Consider the following 15,631-nt stretch of genomic DNA (forward strand, 5'->3'; position numbering starts at 1 on the left):
CATTTAGTATGAAAACAATCACAAATTAAAAAGCATTATTAAAAATGACCGCTTAAAAAACCCGCTTAAAACATGCTACAATCAAGCCAAATTCTTAAATAAAAGGTAAGCTCATGCAAAAAATCATTGAGGATTCATTAGAATTAGCTAAAAAACTGCAAGATAGTATCAGTAACCATTTGAGCGATCAAGAAAAAGCGTTCCACTCTAAAATGCAAAAGCTTTTAAATAACCCTGAAAACAAAGTCATGCTCATAGAGCTTATGGATCGGAGTTTCAGGTGCTTGGACAATAAAGCCCGCTTTGAAATGATTGAGCATGTTTTAGACAAATACAAAAGCCGTGAGATTTTTTCTTCATTTGAAAAATTGCTTTTAATGGGGTTTTTAAGCTTTGGGAAAATGCTCCCTGATATGAGCGTGCCTTTCTTTGTCAATAAAATCAGAAGCGACACGAAAGCGATGGTCTTAGATCAAGAAGAAAGCCAATTAAAAGAGCGGATTTTAAAAAGAAAAAATGAAAAAATCATTTTGAATGTGAATTTTATTGGCGAAGAGGTTTTAGGCGAAGAAGAAGCTAATGCGCGTTTTGAAAAATACTCTCAAGCCCTAAAATCCAACTACATTCAATACATTTCCATTAAAATCACAACGATTTTTTCTCAAATCAATATCCTTGATTTTGAATACTCTAAAAAAGAGATTGTCAAACGCCTAGACGCTCTTTATGCCCTGGCTTTAGAAGAAGAAAAAAAGCAAGGCATGCCGAAATTTATTAATTTGGATATGGAGGAATTTAGGGATTTAGAGCTCACGGTGGAGTCTTTTATGGAGTCTATCGCTAAATTTGATTTGAACGCTGGTATTGTGTTGCAAGCCTATATCCCGGATTCTTATGAATATTTGAAAAAACTGCACGCTTTTTCTAAAGAAAGGGTTTTAAAAGGGTTAAAGCCCATTAAAATCCGCTTTGTTAAGGGAGCGAACATGGAGAGCGAAGAGACTATCGCTTCCGTGAAAGACTGGGCGTTACCCACATTTTCTAATAAGCAAGACACCGATTCTAATTACAATAAAATGCTGGATTTTGTTTTAGAGAGCGATAATTACAAATACATTCATATTGGTGCAGCAAGCCATAATATTTTTGAAATCGCTTATGTTTATACGCGCATCCATGCCCTTAATGACCCTGTTGTGTTAGAGCATTTTAGCTTTGAAATGCTAGAGGGCATGAGCTTGCAAGCGAGCCAGGAACTAAAAGAGATGCACAAACTCATTCTTTATGCACCGGTGTGCGATGAAGTGCATTTCAATAATGCGATCGCTTACTTGGTGAGGAGGTTAGATGAAAACACCTCAAGCGATAATTTCATGAAAGCTTTCTTCAATCTCAAAGTAGGCACGAGCGAATGGAAAGACCAGGAACAACGCTTTTTAAACAGCCTTAAAGGAATCGCCACTTTAGACAACGCCACCCACAGGACTCAAGACAGAAACGCCAAACAAAGCGGCCATACCACTTACCCAAACCACTCCTTTAAAAACGAAAGCGATACCGATTTTATTTTAAAAGCTAACCGAGAATGGGCTAAAAAAGTGCGCGAGAAAATGCATAACGCTCCTATTTTAGAGCTTTACCCAGAAATGGATGGGAGGTTTGAAGATCCTAATTTAACCCCTTTAGAAGTCTTTGATAGAATCCATCATAAAAAAATCGCTAGCGTGCATTTAGCGGATAAAGAAGCGATTTTAAAAGCCCTAGAAGTGGCTAAAAGCGATAAGAGCCGTTTCAGCCAAAAAAGCTTTACAGAAATCCATGCTTTATTGAGCCAAACCGCTCAGCTTTTTAGAGAAAGGAGAGGCGATTTAATAGGGATTTCGGCTTTAGAAGTGGGTAAGACTTTCGCTGAAACGGACGCTGAAGTGAGTGAAGCCATTGACTTTTTAGAGTTTTACCCTTACAGCTTAAGGGTGTTACAAGAGCAGAATAAAAAAACGAAATTCACCCCCAAAGGCGTGGGTGTGGTCATTGCCCCATGGAATTTCCCTGTGGGTATTTCTGTAGGCACTATCGCTGCCCCCCTAGCCGCTGGCAATCGGGTGATTTATAAGCCCTCAAGTTTGTCTAGCGTAACGGGTTATAAGCTTTGTGAGTGCTTTTGGGATGCGGGCGTGCCTAGAGATGTACTCATTTACTTGCCCTCTAAAGGGAGCGACATTAGCGAACATCTTTTAAAAGATGAAAGCATCAAGTTTGCCATTTTAACAGGAGGCGAAGACACCGCTTATAAAATGCTAGAGGCTAACCCCACTTTAGCCTTGAGCGCTGAAACAGGCGGTAAAAACGCTACTATTGTGAGCAAAATGGCAGACAGAGATCAAGCGATTAAAAATGTTATCCATTCAGCTTTTAGCAATTCGGGGCAAAAATGCTCCGCCACTTCGCTTTTAGTGTTGGAAAAAGAAGTCTATGAAGATGAGAACTTTAAAAAGACTCTAATAGATGCGACTCTAAGCCTTAGCGTGGGCGATCCTTTTGATTTCAAAAACAAAATCGGCGCTCTAGCGGACAAGCCTAATGAAAAGGTCATCAAAGCCATAGATGAATTGAAAAGCTATGAAAATTACGAAATCCCGGCAAGCTTTGTTGATGATAACCCCTATTTGATGAAGCCAAGCATCAAATACGGCACTAAAAAAGGCGATTTCACGCACCAAACTGAGCTTTTTACGCCCATTTTATCCGTGATGAAAGCGCAAGATTTAGATGAAGCGATAGAGATAGTCAATTCTACCGGTTATGGGCTGACTAGCGCGTTAGAGTCTTTAGATGAAAGGGAGTGGGAATACTATTTAGAACGCATTGAAGCCGGTAATATCTATATCAACAAACCCACCACAGGAGCGATCGTTTTGCGCCAACCTTTTGGGGGGATTAAAAAATCCGCTGTGGGGTTTGGGAGGAAAGTAGGCATTTTCAACTATATCACGCAATTTGTGAATATCCACCAAGATGAAGAAGACGAACACGCCTTAAAAAACCCCTTAAGCGAAGCTTTAGAGGGCTTGACTCAAAAAGGCTATGACGAGCACACGCATGAGTTGAAGCGCGCGATTTTTATGGCAAAGAGCTACGCCTATCATTACAAGCATGAATTCAGCCAAACTAAAGACTATGTCAAAATCAGAGGCGAAGACAATCTCTTTTCCTACACTAAAGTTAAAAGCGTGGGCTATCGCATCACCGAAAAGGACACTTTAAGCGACATGTTAGGCGTGGCTTTAGCATGTCTAGTTTCTCAAATCCCTTTAACAATCAGCGCAGAAAACGAGCGAGCGAACAAAGATTTAACATTCTTCTTAGAATGCTTAAAAACGCTCCAAGCAAACGCCCCTATTGTTTATGAAAGCTTGCAAAAATTTAGCGAGAAATTGCATGCTTTCAATCGTATCCGTTATTTAAAAAGCGATCTGGATTTATTGCACAAGCAAGCGAGCGCTTTAGGGATGGTTTTAGCCACAGCTAAACCATGCTTGAACGGGCGTTTTGAATTGCTGTATTACCACTTAGAGCGATCGGTTAGCATTTCGTATCATCGTTACGGGAATTTAGGCTCAAGGGTTTTAAGGCAACCCACTTGCCACAAATCATGCTGTGCTGAAAAATAAATATTGTATTAAATAAGGAGATCAAAATGGGACATGTTGTTTTAAGCACCCCTATTGTTACGATGTTTGTCGTTTATTCGCTGTTAATGCTCTATATTGGTTTTTATTTTTACAAACAAAACGAAACGACTGAGGATTATTTCTTAGGCGATCGTTCTATGGGGCCTGTGATTAGCGCTTTGAGCGCGGGGGCGAGCGATATGAGCGGGTGGCTTTTAATGGGGTTACCTGGAGCCTTATATGTGGGGGGGCTTATCAATTCACACATCGCCATAGGATTGAGTTTGGGAGCGCTCATTAACTGGGTTTTTGTGGCCAAACGCTTGCGCATTTATACGAGCGTGATCGCTAATTCTATTACCATTTCAGATTATTTTGAAACGCGCTTTAGCGATGATAAACACATCTTGCGCTTGATTTCAGCTTTTGTGATTTTAATCTTTTTTATTTTTTACATTTCTTCAGGGCTAGTGAGTGGGGCTAAACTCTTTGAAGCGACCTTTGGCATCCAATACAACTACGCTTTAAGCATTGGCACGCTGATTATTGTTTCTTACACCTTTTTAGGAGGGTATAAGGCGGTGTGCTGGACGGATTTGATTCAAGGGCTTTTGATGATGAGCGCTTTAATCGTGGTGCCGATCGTTATGATAATCCATCTTGGCGGGATTGGAGAGGGGATTAAAATCATTAGAGAAATCAAGCCTGAAAACCTTTCTTTCTTGCAAGGCTCTAGCGTAGTCGCTATTATTTCAAGCCTCGCTTGGGGGTTAGGCTATTTTGGGCAACCCCACATTTTAGTGCGTTTCATGTCTATCCGCTCCATTAAAGATGTCCCTAAAGCGACCACTATTGGGATTTCTTGGATGGTTATTTCTTTGATTGGGGCATGCACTATGGGGCTTTTAGGCGTTGCGTATGTGCATAAATTTGATTTGAGTTTAGAAGACCCTGAAAAGATTTTCATTGTGATGAGTCAATTGCTCTTTAACCCTTGGATCACAGGCATTTTATTGAGCGCGATTTTAGCGGCGGTGATGAGCACGGCCAGTTCGCAACTGCTTGTAAGCTCTTCTACCATTGCTGAAGACTTCTATGCGACGATTTTCAATAAAGACGCTCCGCAAAAACTAGTGATGGTTATTTCTAGGCTTTCGGTTTTAGGGGTGGCTTGCATCGCTTTTTTCATTTCAACGGATAGGAACGCCAGCATTCTCAGCATCGTGAGTTACGCATGGGCTGGCTTTGGCGCGAGTTTTGGCTCTGTGATTTTGTTTTCACTTTTTTGGTCAAGAATGACGCGCGTTGGCGCGATTGCTGGCATGCTCTCTGGGGCTAGCACGGTGATTTTATACGATAAATTTGGCAAAAGCTTTTTGGATATTTATGAAATCGTTCCGGGCTTTATTGCAGCGAGCATCGCTATTGTGATGTTTAGTTTGTTTTCTAGCGTGCGAGCAGGCACTAAAGAGGCTTTTGAAACCATGCTTAAAGAAATTAAAGAAATTGAAAGTTTGAAATATTAATGCTTCAAATGAGTTTGGTTTAATCTTTAATCCCCCTATGCTCTTTAATCAAACCTTAACCTAATATTTCTTTATTTTCTGGGGCAGGAGTAGGGTGCTATGGGCTTTTAGAAGAGGGGTTTGAATGTGTTGCTACCAATAAAATTTTAGATAGCATTCTAAAACCTTTAAACAAAAACTAATGAGCGCTATCTTATAATCCTTTTAAAAAATGAAAGGTTATTGTTGCTTGTTTCTCACTTTTTAAACGCTATTGACCCCTTTAATTTAGGGGTGTTGTTGAGCCGTTTCCAAATTAAAAATGGTTGTATTTATGGGGTGTGTTCTTATAGGGCTTCAAAATTTATCCATGGCTATGAAGGAAGCAAAGCGCAAGTTTTAACCGCTCTCAATACTTTAAGCAAGCATCAAATTTGGCGATTCAATCAAGAGAGCGTTACAAAAATCAAAGGAACTTTTGTTTTCATTTTAGAAAACGACTTGCAATTAGATGAAAACTCTTTTTACAAGAAACTTTTAAACTCACTCATAGACAACGATTTTTTTAACCGCTCCCGTTCAATGACCCCCAATCAAAGACTCTTTTTGAGCGGCTTTTTTGAAAGCAGGGGCAGCATTGATACGCAACGAAATTTTTTAACTTTAGATTACTTCTTTCATAGCCCTTTAGAGTTTAAAAAGTTCCATTATTTGATTGATTTTTTCAATATCCCTAGCGAAGCGCTGAATTTCAATTTCAGGGAATTACAGCCTGAATACGCGCAAGGTATCAACCAACGAAACGCTCAATTTAGGATTTATTTAAATTGGTATTTATACCATATCGGTCTGTTTAACCCCTATAAAGCGCGAATCGCTCATCATATTTTTAAAAACACTCTTGTTAATGATGGCATTTATTATAAATTAAGGGATCGACCAACAACAGAATATCGTGGCAATAGCTTTATAGAACGCGCTCATTTTTATTTGAAAAATGTCCATCAACAAGATTTAGACGATAAAAGCATTGAAAGATTAAGGGAGCAGTTAGGATGGATTCAAAAGAGTGAGGAGTTTAGACGAGATAGCAAAATCATCAATTTTTATCGCATCTCAACGCCCAATGTTTGCAGTGCATGTTGCGGTGATTATGACATTAAAGAAAGGAGTTTTATTTCTTTACCTTTGTATAAAATCACTCAAAATCCCAATTCTTACTACACTGAAATCCACCATGTGATTTCTTTAGGCAAAGACATAGAATTAGATGTTTTAGCAAATCTTGCTAAACTTTGCCCCGCTTGTCATAGGGCTTTAAAAAAAGGGGCTAGCGAAGAGGGGTTTCAAAAACGCTTGATTAGAAAGATTCTAAATCGCAATAAAGACAACTTAGAGTTTGCGCAATTGCGTTTTGAAACCGATGATTTTCCAACGCTCATTAATTGTATTTATGAAAGCTTGAAATGAATTATAAAATTTTAGATTTATTTTGTGGGGCTGGAGGTTTTAGCGCTGGGTTGGAGTGTTTAAAAGAGTTTGACGCTTTAATAGGGCTAGATTGCGATAAACAAGCCCTAATCACTTTTGAAAACAACCATAAAAACGCTACGGGTGTTTGTGGGGACATCACTCAAATTGAAATTAAAGAAAAAGTCATCAAACTAGCCCAAACATTAGAAATCAACATGATCATTGGCGGGCCTCCATGTCAAGGCTTTTCTAATAAAGGGAAAAATTTAGGGCTAAAAGACCCTAGGAATTTTTTATTCTTAGAATATATAGAGATAGTAAAAGCCTTAAAACCAGAAATTTTTATCATTGAAAATGTGAAAAACCTCATCTCTTGCGCTAAAGGCTATTTTTTGGAAGAAATTAAAGAAAGATTGAACGCTTTAGGGTATCAATTAAGCTATCAGATCCTAAACGCTAAAGATTATGGCGTGCCTCAAAACAGAGAGAGAGCTTTTATTGTGGGGGCTAGTCGTTTTAGTTTTGATTTTAATCTTTTAGAGCCTTCTCAAAGCGTGAATGTTCAAGATGCGATAAGCGATTTAGCCTATCTTTGTTCTAATGAGGGGGCGTTTGAGAGCGATTATTTAAACCCTATCCAATCAAGCTATCAAGCTTTGATGCGAAAAAATAGCCCTAAATTATACAACCATCAAGCCACCAACCACTCGCAAGCCGCTTTAGAGAAATTAAAGCTCATTAACAAAGAACAGGGTAAAGAATGCTTGCCTAAAAACTTGCATGGCAAACAGCAATTCAAAAGCACATGGGGGCGTTTGAATTGGAATAAAGTAAGCCCCACCATAGACACACGATTTGACACTCCAAGCAACGGCACCAACTCCCACCCTGAATTGCACCGCTCTATCACGCCCAGAGAAGCCGCCAGGATACAAAGTTTTAGCGATAATTATATCTTTTATGGCAATAAAACGAGCGTTTGTAAGCAAATCGGTAACGCTGTGCCTCCTCTTCTAGCCCTAGCTTTAGGCAAAGCGATCTTAAAAAGCTTAAGAAAATGATACAAATTCATCACGCTGACGCTTTTGAAATCATCAAAGACTTTTACCAGCAAAATTTAAAAGTGGATGCGATCATCACGGACCCTCCTTATAACATTTCGGTTAAAAACAATTTTTCCACCCTAAAGAGCGCTACAAGGCAAGGCATAGATTTTGGGGAATGGGATAAAAATTTCAGGCTTTTAGAATGGATCACGCGTTACGCCCCTTTAGTCAATCCAAACGGCTGCATGGTTATTTTTTGCTCTTACAGGTTTATAAGCTATATCGCTGATTTTTTAGAAGAAAACGGCTTTGTAGTCAAAGACTTTATCCAATGGGTTAAAAATAATCCCATGCCAAGAAACATTAACCGGCGCTATGTCCAGGACACGGAATTTGCCCTGTGGGCGGTTAAAAAGAAAGCTAAATGGGTGTTTAACAAGCCAAAAAATGAAAAATATTTACGGCCCTTGATTTTAAAAAGCCCTGTGGTAAGCGGGCTTGAAAAAGTTAAACACCCCACGCAAAAAAGCCTGGCTTTAATGGAAAAAATCATTTCCATCCACACAAACCCTAATGACATCGTGCTAGATCCTTTCATGGGGAGCGGCACTACCGGCTTAGCGTGCAAGCACTTGAAACGAAATTTTATCGGTATAGAATCAGAAAAAGAATATTTTCAAATCGCCAAAAAGCGTTTGAATTTGTTTTAAAAACGCTATTTGAATGAGATTGTGTTATAGTTATTTAAAAGGATATTTTGAATGAAAAGAATGTTAGCGGAGTTTGAAAAAATCCAAGCGATTTTAATGGCGTTCCCCCATGAATTTGGCGACTGGGCGTATTGCATCAAAGAGGCTAGGGAAAGTTTTTTAAACATCATTCAAACCATAGCCAAACACGCCAAAGTGTTAGTGTGCGTCCATACTAGCGATACTATCGGCTATGAAACGCTTAAAAACTTACCCGGTGTAGAAATCGCAAAGGTCGACACTAACGACACATGGGCTAGGGATTTTGGAGCGATCAGCATTGAAAATCATGGCGCTTTAGAGTGCTTGGATTTTGGTTTTAATGGCTGGGGGTTAAAATACTCTTCCAATTTAGACAATTTAGTGAATTTCAAGCTCAAAAACTTAGGGTTTTTAAAACACCCTTTAAAAACGATGCCCTATATTTTAGAGGGCGGGAGCATAGAAAGCGATGGGGCTGGGAGCGTTTTAACCAACACCCAATGCCTGCTAGAAAAAAATCGTAACCCCCATTTGAATCAAAATGGAATAGAAAACATGCTTAAAAAGGAATTAGGGGCTAAACAAGTGCTGTGGTATTCTTATGGCTATTTAAAAGGCGATGATACGGATAGCCATACCGACACGCTCGCTCGTTTTTTAAATAAAGACACCATTGTTTATAGCGCATGCGAAGATAAAAACGATGAGCATTACACAGCTTTAAAAAAAATGCAAGAAGAATTAAAAACCTTTAAAAAACTAGACGGCACGCCTTATAAACTCATCCCCCTAGAAATCCCCAAGGCCATTTATGATGAAAACCAACAACGCTTACCGGCAACTTATGTGAATTTTTTATTGTGCAATAACGCTCTGATTGTCCCCACTTACAACGACCCTAAAGACGCGCTCATTTTAGAAACCTTAAAACAACACACGCCCTTAGAAGTGATAGGGGTTGATTGTAATACTCTAATCAAACAGCATGGGAGTTTGCATTGTGTAACGATGCAGCTTTATTGAATCAAATCACGCTTTTTGGCGTGGTTCAGGGCGTGGGCATGCGCCCTTTTATTTATACCCTAGCTCAAAAATTAGAGCTTGTAGGCTTTGTGCGTAACACCCAAGCGGCTTTAGAAATCATCTTACCCGCTCATAAAACAGAGTCTTTTTTAAACGCCCTAAAAAAAGGGTTACCCCCTTTAGCGTTGGTTGAAAAAATCATTATTAGCCCTTATGATAAAACGCTCAAATCCAATGGTTTTAGGATTTTAGAAAGCAAGAACCACCCCTTAAATTTGCTCAGTCAAATCCCTAAAGATTTAGGCGTGTGCAAGGATTGCTTGTGCGAAATCAGAGACAAAAACTCCCCCTATTTTCATTACGCTTTCAATTCTTGCGCGAAATGCGGAGCGAGATACAGCCTTTTAAACGCTTTGCCCTATGACAGAGAAAACTCCGCCTTAAAACCTTTCAAACTCTGCAAATTTTGCGCATCCGTTTATAAAGACGCTCATAACAAGCGATTCCACATTCAAGGCATCAGCTGCAAAAAGTGCGGTATCGCGCTCAATTACAAGCGATTCAAAAATGATGACGCTCTTTTAGAATGCGCTAAAGACATTCAAAAGGGTAAAATCATCGCTCTTAAAGGTTTGGGAGGCTTTGCTCTCTTGTGCGATGCGAGGAATTTTCAAACCATAGAAAGATTACGGCTTTTAAAAAACCGCCCCCTAAAGCCTTTTGCGCTCATGTTTAAAGATTTGAACGCAGCCAAGCAACATGCGTTTTTAAATGAATTAGAATGCGAAAGCTTGAATTCTACAAGCACCCCCATTCTTTTAGCCCGTAAAAAACCTGACACCCAATTAGCCCCCAATATCGCTAAAAACTCCCCCTTTTATGGCGTCATCTTGCCCTATACCCCTTTGCATGCTTTATTATTAGATTTATTGGATTTCCCTATTGTATTCACGAGCGCGAATTTCAGCTCCCTCCCTTTAGCGAGCGATGAAAAAGAGATCGATTCGCTTCATTTTATTTTTGATTTTAAGCTCACGCACAATCGCGCTATCATCCATAGGATTGATGATAGTATCGCGCAGCGCGTGGATAATATCATTCGCCCCATGCGTTTGGCTAGGGGGTTTACCCCCCTTTACCTCACTTTACCCAAACGCTCTAATTGTTCGCCCAAAAAGATTTTAGCGCTTGGAGCGGAGCAAAAAGGGCATTTTAGCTTACTGGATAGCGGAACTTCTGTTCTTTTGCTCTCGCCTTTTTGTGGGGATTTGAGCGTTTTAGAAAATGAAAAACACTTTAAAGGAACCTTGAATTTTTTCTTAAAAACCTATGATTTCAAGCCCACGCTCTTAGCTTGCGACAAGCATCAAAACTACACCACCACTAAAATGGCTTTTGAATTTAATACGCCTTTATTGCAAGTCCAGCACCACCATGCCCACTTTTTAGCGAGCGTCTTAGACGCATTATTACAAGATCCGCATTTAAACCACCCCTTTATAGGCATCATCTGGGATGGGAGTGGGGCTTATGAAAATAAGGTTTATGGGGCGGAGTGTTTTGTGGGGGATTTTGAACGCATTGAAGAAGTGGCTAGGTTTGAAGAATTTTGGCTTTTAGGGGGGCAAAAAGCGATCAAAGAGCCTAAACGCCTGGTTTTAGAAATCGCTTTAAAACACCAACTCAACAAGCTTTTAAAGCGCGTTCAAAAGCATTTTAAAGAAGACGAATTAGAAATTTTCCAACAAATGCATGACAAAAAAATTCAAAGCGTCGCCACCAATTCCATAGGGCGTTTGTTTGATATAGTGGCGTTTAGTTTGGATTTAGTGGGAACGATTAGTTTTGAAGCCGAGAGCGGGCAGGTTTTAGAAAATCTAGCCCTACAAAGCGATGAGAGTGCTTTTTACCCTTTTGAAATCAAAAATAGCGTGGTGTGTTTAAAAGAATTTTATCAAGCGTTTGAAAAGGATTTGGGCGTTTTAGAACCCAAACGCATCGCTAAGAAATTTTTTAACAGCCTAGTAGAAATCATTACCGCTTTGATTGCACCCTTTAAAGAGCATGTCGTGGTGTGCAGTGGGGGCGTGTTTTGTAACCAATTGTTGTGCGAACAATTGGCCAAACGATTGAAAAAGCTTCAAAGGGAGTATTTTTTCCACAAGCATTTCCCCCCTAATGACAGCAGTATCCCTGTCGGTCAAGCCTTAATGGCGTATTTCAACCCTACAATCATCAAAAAAGGATAAAAATGGATAGCGTAACTCTAGCATGCGGGAATGGGGGGAAAGAAACAAACGCTTTGATTGAGCGAGTCTTCATGCCCTATTTGAAAGAATTTATCGTTGCGTTTGGTGAAGACGCCCCTAAATTTGAAGCTAGTGGGGAATATTGCGTGAGCACGGATAGTTTTGTCATCACGCCCCTAATTTTTAATGGAGGCGATATAGGCAAGCTTTGCGTTTGCGGGAGCGCGAATGATGTGAGCGTGCAAGGGGGCGAACCTTTGTATTTGAATATGGGTTTTATTTTAGAAGAAGGCTTAGAAATTTCTCTTTTAAAACAAATTTTACAATCCATACAAAAAGAATTATTTAAAGCCAACCTGAAACTCCTCTCCCTAGACACTAAAGTCGTGCCAAAGGGGAGCGTGGATAAGCTTTTTATCAACACAACCTGCATTGGTAAAATCATCAAGCCAGGGATTTCTTCGCGCCATTTACAACCAGGGCAAGCCATTATCCTAAGCGACACGATCGCCAATCATGGGGCAAGCCTGTTTGCGATGCGTAATGAAATCAAGCTTAAAACGAATCTAGAAAGCGATTGCCAACTGCTCTATCCCTTATTAAAACCCCTATTTTTAAGCGATCTCAAAATTGATGCTTTAAGAGATGCGACTAGGGGCGGGTTAGCGAGCGTGCTGAACGAATGGGCGAACAGCTCCAGAGTGAAAATCGTCATAGAAGAAGAAAAAATCCCCTTAAAAGAAGAAACTAAAGGGATTTGCGAGATTTTAGGGCTAGAACCCTACACGCTAGCCAATGAGGGGGTGTTTGTTTTAGCGCTCAATCAAAAAGACGCCCCTAAAGCCTTAGAAATTTTAAAAAGTAACGAGAAAGCCAAAAACGCTTGCGTGATTGGCAAAGTGTTTGAAAACCCCTATCCTAGCGTGGTTTTAAAGAACGCATGGGGTTTTGAAAGGATTTTAGAGGTGCCAGAGGGCGAATTGTTGCCTAGGATTTGTTAAAGCTAAAGCGCTTTTTAAAACCCTACCGCCTTTGCCCTCTAAAATTTTTAGAGATCACCTAAGCTAAGTCTGCTATACTCAAGCTATTTGAGAGAAAACTTACAATAAGAGAGCGTTTTAATAGTGGGTGTTACAAAAAAACGGGCTTGATATGAGCGGTCATTTTTGGGTTTGCTGTGTTTTTTGTGGGGTGTAGTGGTAGTGAAAAACCCCCAATAGACATTGAAGTAACTTTTAGGAACAGCCTTTATTGGATAGACATCATTTCAAATGTTGATAGTATCGCTATATTGAGCGCAAAAATCAATCGTGGGGATTGTGATAACGATGGATTTCCTTATTTCAAGATCAATAAAACGCTAAAATTTGGCGATAGCGACCAATTCTATATACTTCGTTGTCAGCATATCAAAGAAGTTAGTATAAAGACTGATAAAGGGACTTGGAATTTTGGAGAGTGAAAACCAACTGACAATCATCTCTAAAACAGACAGCATAGAAATCTAGGACATTCAATTTAATAGAGGGAATTGCCCGCTCATATAAAAAATAAATCTCATGCCAATCATAGCTACTGGTTGTAAAATACAAGTTTTGATTTAAAGCAAGCGGTGGTTAATCTCATAGAAAAGCCCCTTACATTCCCCACCCCCTAGTTCTTTATGAAAAATTAAAATGCTAACACACCTTGCTTTTTGAAAGCGCTTGAAATTGAGAGCGAAGCCGCACACCAAACCCCTTTTAATGGATCAAAGTTTGTTTGAAGCTAAATGATCACAATATCGCAACTACCGCTAGCCTGACGCCTAATAGCAAAGCGTTTTTATAGCTCTATAAAAGCCTTGATTTTATTTCAAACCTCTAAAAGTTTCAAATAATACTCATAAGCTTCTTTGATGCCCTGCTCTAAAGGGATTTCTAATTCCCATTTTAAAGCCTTTTGTTTGGAAATATCCATAAGCTTTTGCTGCATGCCCACTGGTTTGGATAAATCTTTAACAAACACGCCCTTATAATCTAAAACCTGAGCGACTTTTTCGTAATACTCTTCAATGCTGTAATCCACTCCAGAGCCGACATTCATCACGCTAGGTATTTGAGCGATATTCTCATAAGCGAGAGCGATGAATCTCGCTAAATCTTTAGCGTTTAAATACTCTCTCCTGGCCGTGCCATCGCCCCACATCGCAAAATTTTTTTCATTTTTTAATTTAGCGGCGTGCATCCTAGCAATAAGCCCTGGTATCATGTGCGCTATCTTTTCTTCAAACTTGTCAAACTCGCCATAAAGGTTGCAAGGCACTAAGGTTTTATAAAAAACGCCCTTTTCAGCGCTCACATATTCGCAATACTTCATCACAGAAAGTTTGGCTAAAGCGTAGCCTTCATTCGTTGGCTCTAAAGAGCCGTTCAACAAATCGCTCTCTTTTAAGGGGTTAGGGGCGTATTTAGGATAAGCGCAAGAGCTCGCTAGATTAATGGCTTTTTTCACGCCCAAATCCAAAGCGCTAGAAAAGAGGTACAAGCCCATGAGTAAATTCTCAACCATGTAAGTTGAAAGATCGTTCATGTTAGCGACAATGCCCCCCACTCTCCCGGCGCAATGGATAATGCCTGTAGGCTTGTATTCTTTCAAATAGGCTTGAACGTTGTCTTTATCCAACAAATACAATTCGCTCTTTTTAGGGGTGAGTAAAGTAACATCAGGCTTGTTTTTTTTAAAATACAACGCCGTGTTCTGCCCCACCATGCCATAGGCGCCGGTGATTAAAATAATCTCATTCATAAAAATTCCTTAAAGTATAGCCCCCATCTTGCAAGTAAAGGTTTTTCTGGCATTCTTTTAAATCGTATTCTAACATGTCCTTAACCAACTCTTTTAAATCGTATTCCCTAACCCAGCCTAGCTCTTTCTCAGCCTTAGTGGGATCGCCTAAAAGCAAATCCACTTCAGTAGGCCTGAAATAGCACTCGTCTATGCGCACCACGATTTTGCCTGTTTTTAAATGGCTTAAATTCAATTGTAAAGCGTTCGCTCTTTTTTCATCAATGCTTTTAATCAAACCGATTTCTTTAATCCCTGTATTTTGAAATTCTAGATCAATGCCGATAAATTCAAAGCTCATTTTCACAAAATCGCGCACGCTCGTGGTCTTTCCTGTAGCGATCACATAATCTTGTGGGGTAGGCGCTTGGAGCATCAAATGCATCATTTTCACGTAATCTTTGGCATGCCCCCAGTCTCTTTTAGCGTCCAAATTCCCTAAATACAAGCAATCCGTTAAGTTATACGCTATCGCGCTAGCGGCTCGTGTGATTTTACGGGTTACAAAAGTTTCGCCTCTTACCCTGCTCTCATGGTTAAAAAGGATGCCATTAACCGCAAACAAGTTATAGGCCTCTCTGTAATTTTTGGTGATGTAAAAGGCATACATTTTAGCGACCGCATAGGGGCTTCGTGGGTTAAAGGGGGTGTTTTCATTTTGTGGGGTTTCTAAGACTTCGCCATACAATTCGCTCGTGCTGGCTTGATAGAATCGTGTTTTCTTTTCTAATCCTAAAATCCGCATGGCTTCTAAAATCCTTAGCGTGCCAATACCATCAGCGTTAGCGGTGTATTCTGGGGTTTCAAAAGAGACTTTCACATGGCTTTGAGCGGCTAAATTATAAATCTCTGTAGGCTTAGTGGTAGCGATTAAATGGATGAGGTTAGAGCTATCGGTCATATCCCCATAATGCAAGAAAAAACGCCTCTTATGCTCGCTATGCAAATCTTCATACAAATGATCGATCCTAGAAGTGTTGATGCTAGAAGAGCGCCTTTTTAACCCATGCACTTCATAGCCCAAATTCAGCAAGTATTCAGCCAGATAGCTCCCGTCTTGCCCGGTAACCCCAGTGATCAAAGCGATTTTTTCTTTCATTATTTTTC

General features: G+C 39.9%; 11 protein-coding genes and 1 pseudogene. 10 read left to right on the forward strand and 2 right to left on the reverse strand.

Features of this window, described 5'->3' with window-relative positions; all coding sequences use genetic code 11:
* Window positions 1-113 precede the first annotated feature (113 nt).
* The 10 genes and pseudogenes from EXS92_RS02105 to EXS92_RS02145 all read left to right on the forward strand — a co-directional run bounded on the left by EXS92_RS02105 (window position 114) and on the right by EXS92_RS02145 (window position 13,160).
* Entirely contained in the window at window positions 114-3,671 is a 3,558-nt protein-coding gene (locus EXS92_RS02105) for a bifunctional proline dehydrogenase/L-glutamate gamma-semialdehyde dehydrogenase (protein WP_165515399.1), read from the forward strand.
* Between the two features lie 26 nt (window positions 3,672-3,697).
* The gene (gene putP / locus EXS92_RS02110; protein ID WP_165515400.1) at window positions 3,698-5,197 is read left to right on the forward strand and encodes a sodium/proline symporter PutP; all 1,500 of its coding nucleotides are present in this window, start codon (window positions 3,698-3,700) and stop codon (window positions 5,195-5,197) included.
* 37 nt (window positions 5,198-5,234) lie between these two features.
* Window positions 5,235-5,358, forward strand: a pseudogene (locus EXS92_RS08170) (DNA cytosine methyltransferase); the annotation flags it as partial.
* 64 nt (window positions 5,359-5,422) lie between these two features.
* Complete coding sequence (locus EXS92_RS02115; protein WP_165515401.1) at window positions 5,423-6,646, forward strand: HNH endonuclease; 1,224 nt, start codon at window positions 5,423-5,425, stop codon at window positions 6,644-6,646.
* Window positions 6,643-7,710, forward strand: a complete 1,068-nt coding sequence (locus EXS92_RS02120; protein WP_165515402.1) for a DNA cytosine methyltransferase — start codon at window positions 6,643-6,645, stop codon at window positions 7,708-7,710. Before EXS92_RS02115 ends, EXS92_RS02120 begins: the two co-directional genes overlap by 4 nt.
* Window positions 7,707-8,405, forward strand: coding sequence for a DNA-methyltransferase (locus EXS92_RS02125; RefSeq protein ID WP_165515403.1), 699 nt, complete (start codon window positions 7,707-7,709; stop codon window positions 8,403-8,405). The genes EXS92_RS02120 and EXS92_RS02125 overlap by 4 nt, the downstream gene beginning before the upstream one ends.
* 51 nt (window positions 8,406-8,456) lie before the next feature.
* Window positions 8,457-9,449 (forward strand): agmatine deiminase family protein, encoded by a 993-nt coding sequence (locus EXS92_RS02130; protein ID WP_165515404.1) that lies wholly within the window; start codon window positions 8,457-8,459, stop codon window positions 9,447-9,449.
* Window positions 9,446-11,698, forward strand: coding sequence for a carbamoyltransferase HypF (gene hypF, locus EXS92_RS02135; RefSeq protein ID WP_165515542.1), 2,253 nt, complete (start codon window positions 9,446-9,448; stop codon window positions 11,696-11,698). Before EXS92_RS02130 ends, hypF begins: the two co-directional genes overlap by 4 nt.
* Window positions 11,699-11,700: 2 nt before the next feature.
* Window positions 11,701-12,699, forward strand: coding sequence for a hydrogenase expression/formation protein HypE (gene hypE, locus EXS92_RS02140; protein WP_165515405.1), 999 nt, complete (start codon window positions 11,701-11,703; stop codon window positions 12,697-12,699).
* Window positions 12,700-12,875: 176 nt separating this feature from the next.
* Window positions 12,876-13,160, forward strand: a complete 285-nt coding sequence (locus EXS92_RS02145; protein ID WP_165515406.1) for a hypothetical protein — start codon at window positions 12,876-12,878, stop codon at window positions 13,158-13,160.
* Between the two features lie 392 nt (window positions 13,161-13,552).
* On the opposite strand, the gene EXS92_RS02150 is transcribed toward EXS92_RS02145, so the two are convergent.
* Window positions 13,553-14,485, reverse strand: a complete 933-nt coding sequence (locus EXS92_RS02150; RefSeq protein ID WP_165515407.1) for a GDP-L-fucose synthase family protein — start codon at window positions 14,483-14,485, stop codon at window positions 13,553-13,555.
* Window positions 14,478-15,623 carry a GDP-mannose 4,6-dehydratase gene (gene gmd, locus EXS92_RS02155; RefSeq protein ID WP_165515408.1) on the reverse strand — a complete coding sequence of 382 codons (1,146 nt, stop codon included), beginning with the start codon at window positions 15,621-15,623 and terminating at the stop codon, window positions 14,478-14,480. The genes EXS92_RS02150 and gmd overlap by 8 nt, the downstream gene beginning before the upstream one ends.
* Window positions 15,624-15,631 lie beyond the last annotated feature (8 nt).

Source organism: Helicobacter pylori, assembly GCF_011175115.1.
GTDB classification, from domain to species: domain Bacteria; phylum Campylobacterota; class Campylobacteria; order Campylobacterales; family Helicobacteraceae; genus Helicobacter; species Helicobacter pylori_DF.

Coding starts and splice junctions, on each gene's coding strand:
- EXS92_RS02105 (WP_165515399.1), top strand. CDS start 114: ATGCAAAAAATCATTGAGGATTCATTAGAATTAGCTAAAAAACTGCAA.
- putP (WP_165515400.1), top strand. CDS start 3,698: ATGGGACATGTTGTTTTAAGCACCCCTATTGTTACGATGTTTGTCGTT.
- EXS92_RS02120 (WP_165515402.1), top strand. CDS start 6,643: ATGAATTATAAAATTTTAGATTTATTTTGTGGGGCTGGAGGTTTTAGC.
- EXS92_RS02125 (WP_165515403.1), top strand. CDS start 7,707: ATGATACAAATTCATCACGCTGACGCTTTTGAAATCATCAAAGACTTT.
- EXS92_RS02130 (WP_165515404.1), top strand. CDS start 8,457: ATGAAAAGAATGTTAGCGGAGTTTGAAAAAATCCAAGCGATTTTAATG.
- hypE (WP_165515405.1), top strand. CDS start 11,701: ATGGATAGCGTAACTCTAGCATGCGGGAATGGGGGGAAAGAAACAAAC.
- EXS92_RS02150 (WP_165515407.1), bottom strand. CDS start 14,485: ATGAATGAGATTATTTTAATCACCGGCGCCTATGGCATGGTGGGGCAG.
- gmd (WP_165515408.1), bottom strand. CDS start 15,623: ATGAAAGAAAAAATCGCTTTGATCACTGGGGTTACCGGGCAAGACGGG.